This window comes from Pedobacter endophyticus (genome assembly GCF_015679185.1).
In the GTDB taxonomy this organism is placed as follows: domain Bacteria; phylum Bacteroidota; class Bacteroidia; order Sphingobacteriales; family Sphingobacteriaceae; genus Pedobacter; species Pedobacter endophyticus.
The window spans coordinates 3,596,651-3,610,949 of record NZ_CP064939.1 but is presented as its reverse complement, the minus strand read 5'-3'; the positions used below and the strand labels follow the sequence as shown (position 1 = coordinate 3,610,949).

The following is a 14,299-nucleotide window of genomic DNA, read 5'->3' as shown; positions in this document are numbered from 1 at the left end:
GTATCTTTGCGCTATGAGTTTTTATAATTTTGAGAACAACAATCGGGAGGAAGAAGACATCCATTATATGAAACTGGCTTTAGAGGAGGCCAAAAAAGCTTTAAATGAGGATGAAATTCCGATCGGCGCCATAGTGGTGTGTAAAAATAGAATAATTGGAAGGGGCTATAACTTAACGGAGAAGTTTAACGATGTTACGGCACATGCGGAAATGCAGGCTTTTACATCGGCTGCGCAAACAATTGGCGGTAAGTACTTAAGAGATTGCACGTTGTACGTAACTATTGAACCTTGCGTAATGTGTGCGGGGGCCAGTTACTGGACTCAAATTAGCAGAATTGTGTATGGCGCAAGAGAGGAAAAGCGGGGCTTCATTTCTAAGGGGGCGAACCTGTTGCACCCTAAAACGATTTTAAAGGGTGGCGTTATGGCCCATGAATGCGCAGAACTAATGAAAAGCTTTTTCGCAAAAAAAAGGTAACTTGGCAAGGAAGGTAGCTGATTGTTGTTTACAACTTTGCTGAAAACGGATTTGATGATAATAACATGAACAAATCTTAACCTAGTAATGTTATATTTGCTACAGAAACATTTTTTTAAATTTTAAAAACATAAACTATGGCTTTTGAATTACCTGCGTTACATTACGCAACCGATGCACTAGAACCGCATATTGATAAAACTACCATGGAAATCCACCATGATAAACACCACCAAGCTTACGTTACCAACTTGAATAAAGCTGTTGAAGGTAAGCCTGAGGCTAGTTTAAGCATTGAGGAAATTGTAAAAAACATTTCAAAATATCCTGCTGCAGTACGAAACAATGGCGGAGGTCACTATAACCACTCATTATTTTGGAACGTTTTAGGTCCAAATAAAGGTGGCGAGCCAACTGGCGATTTAGCTCAGGCTATTAATGAAACTTTCGGTTCGTTTGCTGATTTAAAGACTAAAATGCAGGAAGCTGGTGCTACGCGTTTTGGTTCGGGTTGGGCCTGGCTGTCAGTTAGCGCTGATAAAAAGCTTCAGGTGTCATCAACTCCTAACCAGGATAACCCTTTAATGGATGTTGCTGAAGTAAAAGGTACGCCAATTTTAGGAATTGATGTTTGGGAGCATGCTTATTACTTAAAATACCAAAATAAACGCCCTGATTATTTAGCGGCAGTTTGGAATGTAGTGAATTGGGATGCAGTTGCAGAACTTTATAAAAAGGCATTGTAAACGGCAACCTCTATACTAAGAAGAAAGTCTCGATCTATAAATCGAGACTTTTTTTGTTTTGGGAGAAATAGTTACCTTTGAATATTTAAGACATTTAAAAATGAAGAGGATTATATTTTTATTAGTGGTATTGTTTGGTATTAATGGCGTAACAAAGGCGCAGCAAAACAAAATGCCAACGCCGGATGAGATTGCCAAAAAAAATGTGGAGGATCTGGACAAGAAATTAAAGCTTAACGACACTCAAAAAAGTGTAATTTATCGTTTCACATTTAACCAGGCAAGGGAGCAAGCAGAGCTAATTAAAAGGCAGCAAGCGGGTACTTCTCGCGAGGATGATATTGACAAGTTTTATAAACTGCAAAACGAAACGTCTCAAAACATCCGTAACGTTTTGAAAGATGATCAACAAACGAAATATGATCGGATTATCGAAGATCGTTTGAGCGGTAAATCGGCCAAAAAGAAGAAAAAGAAGGGCGAAGAGGAGGAAGTAGAAAGTGATATCAGAGGTTTGCTATCTGCGCCGCCAATGGAGCAACAAAAGCAATAAGGCAACCGTTTTAAAATATTGAAGCCCGACCTATGTATCACAGGCTTCAAACTCATTATTTCTTTGCTGTGTACAGATAAGTTACAGTATGAGTGGTTCCGTTCTGTTCAAAAACATACTTTTGAGTAATGCTGTTTCCACTCAAGGTTACTTTTGTATCGTGGCCAAGCCCGTCGCTAAGGGTAATTTCGTTACCCGATTTGGTCCATGTCGAATTCTGGTAGGAGATCATATCGCAAAGCGGTCCGTTTGATGTAAAAGCATAAGAGCCGTCTTTGGAAAAGGAAAGTGTATAATTGTTATTCAAACAACCAGAGGGACCAGCCATCGTTTTAAAGTTGGTTTCTGCTTTTCCATTTATCACCATTGCAGGGCTAACAGTTGCCGAAACGAGCGGCCAGCTATAACGGGTAATATCGCTGCCATCAACTTCGCTTTTTTTACATGCAAAAGCGGTACAAATCAATAAAATCAAAAATATTTTCTTCATCGCGTTTAAGTTTATTGCCTAAACGGCAACGGCAGTGTTAACGCTACAGTTTTAAAAATTTTGAGAAGCGAAGTTGTCATACATTTTAATTTTATAACCTGAGCTCGATTAATAAACCTCCTCTTTTTTGGTTGCACTTGCAATTTAGCACAATCGGTCGTCATCCTCAGAGTCTAGTTTTGATAAAAACAAAGGAGTTGGGACAGGTTTTGACATAATCAAAGCTAGCCATTTGGTCATTGCCCCAAAGGGGCTACTTTGTAGCGAAGCTGGGCTTGAGCGAGCTGAAGCAATCTTAAAACGGCCGCCACAGGGAGATTGCTTCGTACCTCGCAATGGCGACCGTTCATAGAAGCTGTCATTGGTAGCCTGACTGGGGGATCCTAATGCACAAAAACGGATCAATTGCATTAGGATTCCGCCTGCGCGGGAATGACGTGATGGCTTTGTTCGGGATTAATTAACCTTTTTACTAAAATCTAATCGAACTAATGTTATAAGGTGTTACGCGTAAATATCATTCAGCATTTTTGCCAACCTTACACCTCCCTTTAACAATTGCTGATTAAGGGTATCAACCCAATCGAAATTGTAGCGATAACTTAGTTTTGAATCGGGCTTAGTCTGGTCGTAAATTTTAGCACAAACGGTGTACGATTCATACACGCAATCTTTAAGGCTGGTGTTTTTCCAGTTGTACAGTTCTACAGCTGATGGATGATTGATCGCCCGCGCAAATTCGGTGTAGCTTAACTGTTGATATTCAATCAATTGCTCATCCCAAACACGGTGCAGGTTCGATCGCTCATTAAACCATGAAACCGAAACCCGGTTACCGCCCAAGTCCTCTTTGTGTGCCACATGCATAGGTTGGGATAAATCGCCTGCCATGTGAACGAGCATCCGCAGCGCTAGTTTCTTCTCGGCCATGGTGCTGCTTGTTTTCTTCAAAACAGCCGTTAAATCGATAATCTTATTGTAAAGGTTTGGCGCCTTTTCGGTTTCTAAAATATTGTAAACACCTTGCTTATCTAATCCGCCGGGTAAATTAACAAAGTGCCAGTTGTACATGTAATTGTAGGTTGAATCGGATTTGATAAAATCGCCCCAGTTTGCGGACATGGCGAGGCTCTCTGAACCTAAAATAGCCTGAATGGCCTTGCGGGCCTTAGCAGTTAAATAACTATCGGCAACTTCGCCAACAACGCGGTGGCCAATCATTCCCCAGGCATTGGCCTGCACGGGTACATAGGCCAGCAAACCTATGATCAAAGCAATATGGAGTCTTTTTTGTATCAATTTAAGTGTCATTTTATAGTGGTTTTTGTACACAGGTAATTTTTTCTTTAAGCGAAAGGGTCATTTGTCGCTGATCGCTCAAGCTTTCTAAAAGTAAAGTATCAGCTGATTTTTTCTTGATCAGGAAACTCTTTTCGTACCTGCCAATGCGGTAACAGCCAGATATTTTTTGTTTGTAGTTGGCCCAGGTAAAGGTTGCGCCAATAGAAAGGGTATCGCCACGCACGGCATATACACCTTTGGCATATTCTTTCCAAATTCCGTTATTGTAGCAAGAGTCTTCGTAAAGGTTCAGCTTGCTATGGGTTACGAAATCAATGTAGATGGAATCGCATGTAATTCTGAAATGGTGCTGAGTGTAATTACTCAATTTATTGCTAAAGGCTACAGCATCTTCGTTCCAAACGCCTTGCATAAACACTTCGCCCTTGCCCTGGATGTTGGGGCGTGGCGAACAAGAATTTAACAGTAATATAAAGCCAAAAATCGATAAAATATACAGATACCTTAATCTGGCGAGTAGACCGAGTTTCTTCAAATCACTAAATGTTTTGTCTGATATTGGCATTTTTTTTCGCTGTGCGATTAAATTTAAATTCTTTAAAGCCTACAAACCTGAGTTGGATAATTATTCAGTAAAAAAGTCTTTTAACCACATACCCTAGCCATTTCGTCATGCTGAATTTATTTCAGCATCCTTCATGCTTCGCATTGATGCGACAAAGATCCTGATCCCGAAGCTTCGGGACAGGATGACGACCGGTCATAGTAAATACCCAAAACAAACCAAAAAGGGTGCGCTTTTTAAGCGAACTCAAGGTTACAAAGTCTAATTGCGGCTTTCAGATTAGACTTTGTATGGCTAGCCCTGTTTTGTGTTAATTAAACCCACCCAGCAGATTGAAGCGGAAAGTTTACGTGCTTGCAGCCTTTTTAATACTTTCTGCGATGCTGAGGTACTGCTTGTTTCGCCTTCTCAGGAAAGCATCTGGACAGATGAAACACCTGTTTGCAGCAGACCGGGATTCTCAGTACCTATCATCGACGTTTTCCGAAAACGCTGTGAAAATCGTCATTTCGACCGATTGTTCCAGAGAAGTGCCTACGGAGGAGAAATCTTTGAACTTTGCATAGAGATTTCTCGGTTACGCTCGAAAAGACGACGCCTCTCAGGATGACAGTGGGGAAACCAAACTTTATAGGGCCTTCAAAATCCGACGCATGATGTGGACTGTGGAAAGAAGTTCCTCCCCTTTTGGGGAGGCTAGGTGGGCTTATTTTAAACTGCCTACCATATCTTCGGGGCGAACCCATTCGTCAAACTGCTCGCTGGTTAGCAAACCAAGTTCTACAGCAGCGGCTTTTAACGTTTTGTTTTCCTTATGCGCTTTTTTGGCAATTTTCGCGGCGTTCTCGTACCCAACATGAGGGTTTAAGGCCGTAACCAACATCAATGAGTTTTGCAAATGCTTCTCAATCTCTGGCAGGTTGGCGGTAATGCCCTCAGCACACTTATCGGTAAAGGACACGCATGCATCGCCGATTAAACGAGCCGATTGCAGTACATTGGCAGCAATTAACGGCTTAAAAACGTTTAATTCGAAGTGGCCCGACATTCCGCCAACTGAAACGGCAACATCGTTACCGATAACCTGGGCACAAACCATTGTTAAGGCTTCTGGCTGTGTCGGGTTAACTTTTCCCGGCATAATTGATGAGCCTGGCTCATTGTCGGGAATTACAATTTCGCCGATACCACAACGCGGGCCTGAGCTAAGCATGCGTACATCGTTGGCTACTTTCATTAAGGCCACAGCTGTACGCTTTAAAGCGCCAGAAAGCTCGACCATTGCATCGTGAGCTGCCAAAGCCTCAAATTTATTCGGTGCGGTAACGAATGGTAGACCGGTTAATTCGGCAATCTTTTTTGCTACCAAAACATCATAACCTTTTGGTGTGTTAAGGCCGGTGCCAACTGCAGTACCGCCCAAGGCCAATTCGGCCACCATTACCAAGGCATTTTTTATCGCCCTGATACTGTTGTCGATCTGCTGAACGTAGCCCGAAAATTCCTGTCCTAAGGTTAAAGGCGTAGCATCCATAAAATGGGTACGCCCCGTTTTGGTGATTCCAGAAAATTCTTCAACCTTTTTGGCTAATGCATTGCGCAGTTTCTCTAAACCAGGAATGGTGTTTTCTACGGTTAATTTATAGGCCGCAATATGCATTGCAGTTGGATAGGTATCGTTTGATGACTGCGATTTGTTTACGTCGTCGTTCGGGTGAAGCACTTTTTTATCGTCGGCCAAAGCGCCACCATTCATTACGTGGGCACGATTGGCAATTACTTCGTTTCCATTCATATTACTTTGCGTACCAGAACCAGTTTGCCATATTACCAACGGAAATTGATCATCTAAATCGCCGGCAATAATTTCGTCGCACGCTTTGGCAATTAAATCGGCTTTTTCTGCAGAGAGTACGCCCAGTTCGGTATTAGCCAAGGCAGCCGCTTTTTTAAGGTAGCCAAAAGCATGAATAATTTCTTTTGGCATTGAGCCCTCTGGGCCGATTTTGAAGTTATTGCGTGAGCGTTCGGTTTGTGCACCCCAGTACTTGTCGGCAGGCACCTGCACCTCGCCCATGGTATCGTGTTCTATTCTGAAACTCATTATATTTTAATTTTGTTGTGGCAAATTTAAGTTTTTCCCTATAAAGCAAGGTATTATCTTCAATATTTTCAAAATCAATGTCATGCTGACGAAGGAAGCATTCAGGGTCGAGAAAAGTTTTGGCTAAAGCCTTGGGGACTTATTTTTAATCCGTCGGTTGAAACCGACGGCAAGAGGCAAGCAAATAGCATAGTACTTGTCATTCTGAGCGCACCGAAGAATCTGTTTCTTATCATGGTGCTCATTTGCATCTTAACACACAGCATTTCAGGGCTGCGGCAGGTTCGGGGTTTTGGCTAAAGCCTTCGGGGCTTATTTTTTATCCGTCGGTTGAAACCGACGGCAAAGAGGCAAGCAAATAGCATAACACTTGTCATTCTGAGCGCAGCAAAGAATCTGTTTCTTATCATGGTGCTCATTTGCATCTTAACACACAGTATTTTCATGGTTGTGGCAAAGTCCAGAAGGTTTTGGCTAAAGCTTTGGGGCTTATTTTTTATCCGTCGGTTGAAACCGACGGCAAAGAGGCGAGCAAATAGCATAACACTTGTCATTCTGAGCGCACCGAAGAATCTGTTTCTTATCATGGTGCTCATTTGCATCTTAACACACAGCATTTCAGGGCTGCGGCAGGTTCAAAGGTTTTGGCTAAAGGCTGATGTGCCTGTCTTTTACCCGTTGGTTGAAACCAACGGTAACTAAATGATCTCGCACTCATGCACACGAACATCAGCTTCAGTCCTTCAGCTTTTACATTTCAGCTCATAAACCCTCTGCCTTTTTTTGTACTTTTGCGCCTATGTCAGTTATCAAACCCTCGTTAGCAAAAGGTACACGCGATTTTTCGCCTGTTGAAATGGTAAAGCGCAACTTTATTTACGATACCATTAAATCGGTTTTCAGAAAGTATGGTTACGCAGAAATTCAGACCCCAAGCTTCGAAAACCTTTCTACCTTAACGGGAAAATATGGTGACGAGGGCGATAAATTGATTTTTAAAATACTGAATAGTGGCGAATACCTAAAAGATGCCAAAAAAAAGTCTTTCGACTTCGCTCAGGACGACAATAGCAATAAACTTATTCCATTAATCTCCGAAAAAGCCCTGCGTTACGATTTAACAGTACCTTTTGCCCGTTATGTAGTCATGCATCAGCACGAAATTACCTTACCTTTCAAGCGCTTTCAGGTTCAACCGGTTTGGCGGGCCGATAGGCCGCAAAAGGGACGATACCGTGAATTTTATCAATGCGATGTCGACGTAGTCGGATCAGAAAGCCTCCTAAACGAAGCAGAGTTTATCTTAATTTACAATGAGGCACTGGCCAAACTGGGACTAAAAGATTTCAGCATAAAAATCAATAATAGAAAAATTCTATCAGGCATCGCCGAAATTATAGGTAAACCTGATTTGATTATCGATATGACGGTAGCCATTGATAAGCTCGATAAAATTGGTCTCGATGGGGTAAGCAAAGAACTGTTAGAACGTGGCTTTACAGATGCCGACCTTGAAAAGCTCCGCCCGGTTATTTTATTAGAGGGAACGAACGAAGAAAAGCTGGCAAGCTTAAAAAACGTTCTGGCCGCTTCAGAAATTGGATTAAAAGGTGTAGCCGAAATTGAACAGGTTTTCGATTATGTTGAAAGCCTGATTGCCTACAGCTTACCATTAACCGCAAAATTAGAGCTCGATATTACCCTTGCCCGAGGTTTAAACTATTATACAGGTTGTATTTTCGAGGTTAAAACCAACGAAGTGGCCATGGGCAGTATCGGTGGTGGCGGTCGTTACGATGACTTAACAGGCATGTTTGGCTTAAAGGACTTAACCGGAGTGGGTGTGTCTTTTGGTGCAGATCGCATTTACGATGTGCTCGAAGAACTCAACCTTTTTCCGGCAGCAGCAGAAATAGGAACAAAGGTGTTAATCAGCAATTTTGATTCGGAAGCAGAAAAATATGCCTTGCCAATCCTGCAGCAACTCCGCAATGCCGGCATTTCAGCAGAGCTCTACCCATCGTCGGCCAAGCTCAAAAAGCAAATGGCGTATGCCGATGCCAAAAATATTCCTTTTGTAATTTTAATCGGTGGCGACGAAATAGCAAGCGGCGAATTAACCCTAAAAAATATGCAGAGTGGCGAACAACAAAAGCTCACCGTTTTGGGCATTTTGGATTTGTTGAAGTAAACGTTCTTAAAAACGATCAAAAGTCATCCGATGAATATAAGCAATTGTCGTCATTTCGACCGTAGTGCTCCGTACGAGCTCCTTTGGAGGAGAAATCTGCATAACCAGTCCAAATATTTCTCCATTTTCGCTGCGCTTCAGTCGAAAAGACGATTTTCTAAATCACCTCCCAACCCGCAGCAATATCGGGAAACGAACATCTTTTTCGGCATCATCGCCCCAAGCCTCTTTCAGCTCCGTTAACATGTATTCCAACGGATTCCGCTCGTTGGCCTTTTTATAATGCTGCAACGCCGACCAGGTGTTTAAATAGCCGATAAGCTGATTAAAGTTCCAACTGGTTTTAATGGCGAAATGAGGCGCAACAATTTCATCAAAAGGAAATGGAATCGTTTTATAGCCCTCTTCAATGTACCGACGCTCGCTATCCCAATATTTCCCTAAAATATCTTCATACAATTTATGAATCGCCCGATCTACTTTCTTATCGATATGCATCAACCCATAACCAATTACGGCCAAAAGCCCATTTGGCTTAAGCGTCCTTTTAACTTCATTATAAAATCCATCGAAATTAAACCAATGGATTGCTTGCGCCACAGTAACCAGGTCGAAGCAGTTGTCGGCAACGCTTACCTTTTCCGCAGGCTCAACATTGTACACAATATTGGGCAGCTTTAAAGCCTGACTGATCTGCTTTTCGCTTATATCAGTGGCATAAACATTTTCAAAATGCTGCGCTAAAACCCTCGCTACTTGTCCATTTCCTGTAGCGCAATCCCATGCGGCGGTTCGGCCGTCTGTTAAACTCAAAAGATAGTCGAACATTTCCTGCGGATAGGTGGGGCGGTAAATGGCATATTCTGCCGCCTGTGTAGAAAAGTTATCTTTCATATTCCAATAATTGAGTTTTAAATAAGCGCCGCCAAATCCAGGTTCAACCATTTAGTTACGCTTTGCCGGTACAGCTACTAAAAGTAAACAAAACTTAGCGCTTACTGTTTAAATCTTACCTATACATGCAAAACTTGGGCTACAAAAGGCACTCAAAATCTATTAGGCTTTTCTTTGAAAGAAAACTCAAAATAACTGGCCTTGGCAGAAATAACGCTGGGGTTGTGTTTAGATCAAATAAACCAATGTAACCACAGCGCTAAAATTTGTAGCAAAATGCGCCCGACAAATCTCATTTTTACTATATTTACCATATGCAAAGCCAAGCCCCTTTAGCCGAAAGAATGCGCCCTCAAAACCTCGATGAATACGTAGGGCAAAAGCATTTGGTTGGTGCTGGTGCAGTTTTGCGTAAGGCCATTGAAAGCAGCCAGTTGCCATCGATGATTTTTTGGGGGCCGCCCGGCGTTGGTAAAACAACTTTAGCCTACATTATTTCGCAAGCATTAGACAGACCTTTCTTTAATCTCAGCGCCATCAACAGTGGCGTTAAAGATATTCGTGAGGTAATTGATAAAGCCGCACAGTTAAAAGATAGCTTTTTGGGTCTGCCGATTTTGTTTATTGATGAAATTCACCGTTTTAGCAAATCGCAGCAAGATAGTTTGCTCGGCGCCGTTGAGCGTGGTCTGGTTACATTAATTGGTGCAACAACAGAAAACCCTTCTTTTGAGGTTATTTCCGCTTTGCTTTCCCGCTGCCAGGTGTATATTCTTAAATCGCTAACCGAAGAAGAATTGGCCGGGTTGCTGCAAACAGCGATAAAGAAAGACGCCCTGCTGGCCCAAAAGAAGATTACCATTAAAGAGCATGAAGCCCTGATTCGTTTAAGCGGTGGCGACGCCCGTAAGCTTTTAAATGTTTTGGAAATTGCCATTAATGGCATCGGTGGAGACAAAATTACACTAACCAACGAAAATGTACTTGCACATGCCCAGCAGAACCTGGCTTTGTACGACAAGGCAGGAGAGCAACATTACGATATCATTTCTGCCTTTATCAAATCCATCCGTGGAAGCGATCCGAATGCTGCCGTTTATTGGCTCGCCAGAATGATTGAGGGCGGCGAAGATCCATTATTTATTGCCCGCCGATTGCTGATTCTATCCTCAGAAGATATTGGGAATGCAAACCCCAACGCCTTGCTGTTGGCAAACAATTGCTTCACCGCAGTTAATGTAATCGGCTATCCGGAGGCAAGGATCATTTTATCGCAATGCGTTACCTATTTGGCCAGTTCGCCGAAAAGCAATGCCGCTTACGAGGCCATTAACAAGGCACAGGCCCTGGTTAAGCAAACCGGAAACCTGCCCGTTCCATTACACATCCGAAACGCACCGACCAAGCTGATGAAAAATATTGGCTATGGAAAAGATTACAAATATTCGCACGGATACGAGGGTAATTTCGAGGCGCAAGAATACTTTCCGGAAGAATTGAGCGGAACCAAACTGTACGATCCGGGCAAAAACCCAGCAGAAGAAAAACTGCGTGAAAAACTGAAACAAAACTGGAAAAATAAATACAATTATTAGTGTTATTTTAATCGTAAAATGCCGTAATAAATGTCGCCCTGAGCATTTCGACTGGAGTTCAGCTTGAGCGTAGCCGAAAGGCTCAATACAGGCTGAGTTGAAGGGCAAATACACTAGGCTTCGACTAGGTTTATCTTGAGTGAAGCCGAAAGGCTCAGCCTGAAAAAGCACCTTTAACATAACACTAGCTGTAACAATTACTTAAAAATAGCTACTAATAAACAAACTAATACCTAAACTATTTATGCTGAGCACTTTTTTAAGCCATCAAAGGAAATCCTTTTGGCGTTCGCGGAACCGGGGCGGCAGTATTGCTGCACAAGTGGTTCTCGGCTTTTTTATGCTGTACTTTCTCACGGTTGCAGTAGGAATCGGCTTTACAATGGCCATGTTTTTGCCAGAGGTTTTTAAGGGACAGGATATTTTTAAAAGTTTTAACGGAATTATTCTTTACTATTTTGCCATCGACTTTTTAATGCGCCTGCAATTGCAAGAGCTGCCTACCTTAAGTATAATCCCTTATTTGCACTTAAAAATAAAGAAAACTAAAATCATCAGTTTCTTAAATGTTAAGGCCCTTTTTTCTGCATTTAATCTTTGGCCTCTTTTTCTTTTCTTCCCTTTTATTTTTACCGAAATAAGAGTTGAATATGGCGCCTTTGCAACTGTAATGTACGTTATTTCGGTAATTTCAATTACTATTTTTAATAACTATTTGATTTTATACCTGAAAAGAAAATCTATTACAAACGTAGTTTATACCTTATGTGGTTTAGTCATTATTGCAGCGTTTGCTGCGTTAGAATACTTTAAGGTTATTTCATTAATGGCAGCTTCCGATTATGTTTTCAGGGCGGTTGCACAGCACCCTTATCTGGGCTTCGGGTTTACCATTGCGGCATTTGCTATCTTTAAGATAAATTCTAATTTCCTCGCCAGCAACCTTTATGTAGAAGAGCTGGGCAGTAAACAAGAGAAAAAGGTAAGTACCGATTATGCTTTTCTAAATCGTTTTGGCAAGGTAGGCGTTTTGGCAGCATTAGAGCTGAAACTAATTTTGCGGCATAAGCGCCCGCGTTCATCAGTGCTTATGGCTTTCTTTTTTCTGTTTTACGGATTCATTTTCTACAAGCAGCCACTGATTGATTCAGATTCGTTTGGCAAAATGATTTTTGCAGCTATTTTTATGACGGGTATCTCGATTATTACCTACGGACAGTTTATGTTCGGCTGGCAAAGCGCCCATTTCGATGGTTTGTTGAGCAACAAAATCGACCTTAAAGATTACATCAAGGCTAAGTTTTTACTTTTCACCATCGCCTCTACCATAATAACCCTGCTGGCCAGTTTCTACGGTTTTTTAAGCCCTAAGCTGCTTTTGCTGCATCTGGCAGCCTATTTATGCAACATCGGCTTTGGTACAGTAATGATTTTGTATTTCGCCACAATGAACTATAAGCGACTTGATATTACCAAAAGTGCGAGTTTTAACTGGCAGGGTGTTGGCGCAACGCAATGGATACTGGGTTTCCCTTTTATTCTGGTCCCTATGCTAATCTACATGCCGTTTGGACTATTGGATATGCCATATTGGGGATTATTTGCCGTGTCGTTAGTAGGTATTATCATGCTTTTGATGCGGGGCTTTTGGGTAAATTTCATCGTAAAAAGATTAGAACAACAACGTTATAAAATAGCCGAGGGCTTTAGAGAATAATTATGATTTTAGAAGTAAAAAATTTGAAAAAGGTTTACGGCGATAAAACCGTTGTAAATATCGACCATTTGCAAATCGAACAGGGCGAAACCATCGGCCTGGTAGGGAACAATGGTGCAGGAAAAACCACCTTCTTCCGTATGTTGTTAGATTTGATCCGCCCGAGCGAAGGAGAAGTTTTATCAAAAGGCGAAAGCGTGATGCAAAGCGGTAACTGGAAAAATTACACAGCCTCTTTTTTGGATGAAGGCTTCCTTATTGACTATTTGACGCCGGAAGAATATTTTACATTTATTGGAAGTTTAAATAACCTGAGCGTTGCTGACGTGGCCGCCTATTTGACTCAGTACAACGAATTTTTTAATGGCGAAATATTAAATAGCGGGAAATACATCCGCGATTTTAGCAAGGGGAACCAAAACAAAGTGGGCATTGCTGCCGCCTTAATGCAAAAGCCCGAGCTACTCATTCTTGATGAACCTTTCGCCAACCTCGATCCAACTACGCAAATCAGGTTGAAAAAACTGCTAAAAGAGTATCCCGGAAATATGACCACCTTCATCTCTAGTCACGACCTAAATCATGTAACTGATGTGTGTAAACGCATCATACTTGTAGAAAAAGGCCAGGTGATTAAGGATTTTAGAACAGATGAAAATACCTTGAAAGAGCTGGAAAGCTATTTCTCTGCCTAGCTTTTGTACTAAGAATAATACATGTTAAGCGCCTCAGCAAACTGAGGCGCTTTTTATTTGCACTAAAAACGATGTTTTTTGGGTTAATTTTTAGTAAAATGAAATTATTTGAGTCTTAATTTTTTTTGGCATCGTGTTTGAATAGGCTGAGTAGAATTATAAATCGACATTATTATGAGCATTTCAAAAGTAAAAATAGCAACATTAAGTATAGGGTTAGCAGTAGGTTCAATGGCACTTCAAAGTTGTGATAGTTTAACTAAAACACAAAAAGGCGCTGGTATTGGTGCCGCTGCAGGTGGTGTGGTAGGTGCACTAATCGGAAAGAAAGCAGGTAACACTGCTGTGGGTGCATTAATTGGTGGTGCAATTGGTGGTACTGCTGGTGCGTTTATCGGTCGTAGGATGGACAGACAGGCAGCTGAAATCCAAAAAGCAATTCCTAATGCGGAAGTGATCCGTGAGGGTGAAGGTATTATTGTAAAATTTGATAGCGGTATTTTGTTCGATTTCGACAAAACAGCTTTAAAAGATGCTGCAAAAAGTAACGTACAAAGCTTAGCTGCATCGTTAAATCAATATCCAGATACAGATATTAAAATTATCGGTCACACAGATAGTAAAGGAACCGAAACTTATAACCAGGGCCTATCAGAAAGACGAGCAGCAGCCGTTAAAGCCTATGCCGTTTCTCAAGGTGTGCCTTCATCAAGATTGGTAACCATTGGTAAAGGTTTCTCTGAGCCAATTGCTGATAATGAAACTGAAGCAGGACGTGCAGCTAACCGTCGTGTAGAGATTGTAATTGTTGCGAGTGATGAATTAAAATCTTCAGCACAAAAACAAGGATAAACAATCAATTCCCTCTACCTATGAGGTCATTATATATCCCACCCCAATGCAAAAGCGTTGGGGTTTTTTGTTGGTTAAATTTTAGATCTGAGCGCAAACTCATCAATTGTGCCG

Annotated in this window: 13 protein-coding genes; 8 read left to right on the top strand and 5 right to left on the bottom strand. The window is 41.7% G+C overall.

Annotated elements, in window-relative coordinates:
* Positions 1-13 precede the first annotated feature (13 nt).
* From IZT61_RS14665 to IZT61_RS14655, 3 genes are all read left to right on the top strand, one after another.
* On the top strand, positions 14-481 hold the full coding sequence (locus tag IZT61_RS14665; RefSeq protein ID WP_196097746.1) for a nucleoside deaminase: 468 nt from the start codon (positions 14-16) through the stop codon (positions 479-481).
* 137 nt (positions 482-618) lie between these two features.
* The gene (locus IZT61_RS14660) at positions 619-1,227 is read left to right on the top strand and encodes a superoxide dismutase (protein ID WP_196097744.1); all 609 of its coding nucleotides are present in this window, start codon (positions 619-621) and stop codon (positions 1,225-1,227) included.
* 100 nt (positions 1,228-1,327) lie between these two features.
* Positions 1,328-1,780 carry a hypothetical protein gene (locus IZT61_RS14655; protein ID WP_196097742.1) on the top strand — a complete coding sequence of 151 codons (453 nt, stop codon included), beginning with the start codon at positions 1,328-1,330 and terminating at the stop codon, positions 1,778-1,780.
* A 55-nt stretch (positions 1,781-1,835) separates the two neighbouring features.
* On the opposite strand, the gene IZT61_RS14650 is transcribed toward IZT61_RS14655, so the two are convergent.
* From IZT61_RS14650 to fumC, 4 genes are all read right to left on the bottom strand, one after another.
* Entirely contained in the window at positions 1,836-2,270 is a 435-nt protein-coding gene (locus IZT61_RS14650; RefSeq protein ID WP_196097740.1) for a hypothetical protein, read from the bottom strand.
* Between the two features lie 504 nt (positions 2,271-2,774).
* Entirely contained in the window at positions 2,775-3,581 is an 807-nt protein-coding gene (locus tag IZT61_RS14645) for a S1/P1 nuclease (protein WP_196097738.1), read from the bottom strand.
* 1 nt (position 3,582) lies between these two features.
* Positions 3,583-4,137 (bottom strand): fumarate hydratase, encoded by a 555-nt coding sequence (locus tag IZT61_RS14640; RefSeq protein WP_196097737.1) that lies wholly within the window; start codon positions 4,135-4,137, stop codon positions 3,583-3,585.
* Positions 4,138-4,843: 706 nt separating this feature from the next.
* Positions 4,844-6,241 (bottom strand): class II fumarate hydratase, encoded by a 1,398-nt coding sequence (gene fumC, locus IZT61_RS14635; protein WP_196097735.1) that lies wholly within the window; start codon positions 6,239-6,241, stop codon positions 4,844-4,846.
* Between the two features lie 799 nt (positions 6,242-7,040).
* On the opposite strand from fumC, the gene hisS reads away from it, so the two are divergent.
* Complete coding sequence (hisS, locus tag IZT61_RS14630; protein ID WP_196097733.1) at positions 7,041-8,432, top strand: histidine--tRNA ligase; 1,392 nt, start codon at positions 7,041-7,043, stop codon at positions 8,430-8,432.
* Between the two features lie 162 nt (positions 8,433-8,594).
* On the opposite strand, the gene IZT61_RS14625 is transcribed toward hisS, so the two are convergent.
* Entirely contained in the window at positions 8,595-9,326 is a 732-nt protein-coding gene (locus tag IZT61_RS14625; protein WP_196097731.1) for a class I SAM-dependent methyltransferase, read from the bottom strand.
* Positions 9,327-9,640: 314 nt separating this feature from the next.
* Between IZT61_RS14625 and IZT61_RS14620 the strand changes: the two genes are divergently transcribed.
* The 4 genes from IZT61_RS14620 to IZT61_RS14605 all read left to right on the top strand — a co-directional run bounded on the left by IZT61_RS14620 (position 9,641) and on the right by IZT61_RS14605 (position 14,185).
* Positions 9,641-10,921: a replication-associated recombination protein A gene (locus IZT61_RS14620; RefSeq protein ID WP_196097729.1), complete on the top strand. Its 1,281-nt coding sequence runs from the start codon at positions 9,641-9,643 to the stop codon at positions 10,919-10,921.
* A 244-nt stretch (positions 10,922-11,165) separates the two neighbouring features.
* The gene (locus tag IZT61_RS14615) at positions 11,166-12,638 is read left to right on the top strand and encodes a DUF5687 family protein (protein WP_196097727.1); all 1,473 of its coding nucleotides are present in this window, start codon (positions 11,166-11,168) and stop codon (positions 12,636-12,638) included.
* A gap of 2 nt (positions 12,639-12,640) precedes the next feature.
* The gene (locus tag IZT61_RS14610) at positions 12,641-13,333 is read left to right on the top strand and encodes an ABC transporter ATP-binding protein (RefSeq protein ID WP_196097725.1); all 693 of its coding nucleotides are present in this window, start codon (positions 12,641-12,643) and stop codon (positions 13,331-13,333) included.
* A 174-nt stretch (positions 13,334-13,507) separates the two neighbouring features.
* Positions 13,508-14,185, top strand: a complete 678-nt coding sequence (locus tag IZT61_RS14605) for an OmpA family protein (protein WP_196097723.1) — start codon at positions 13,508-13,510, stop codon at positions 14,183-14,185.
* Positions 14,186-14,299: the final 114 nt, after the last annotated feature.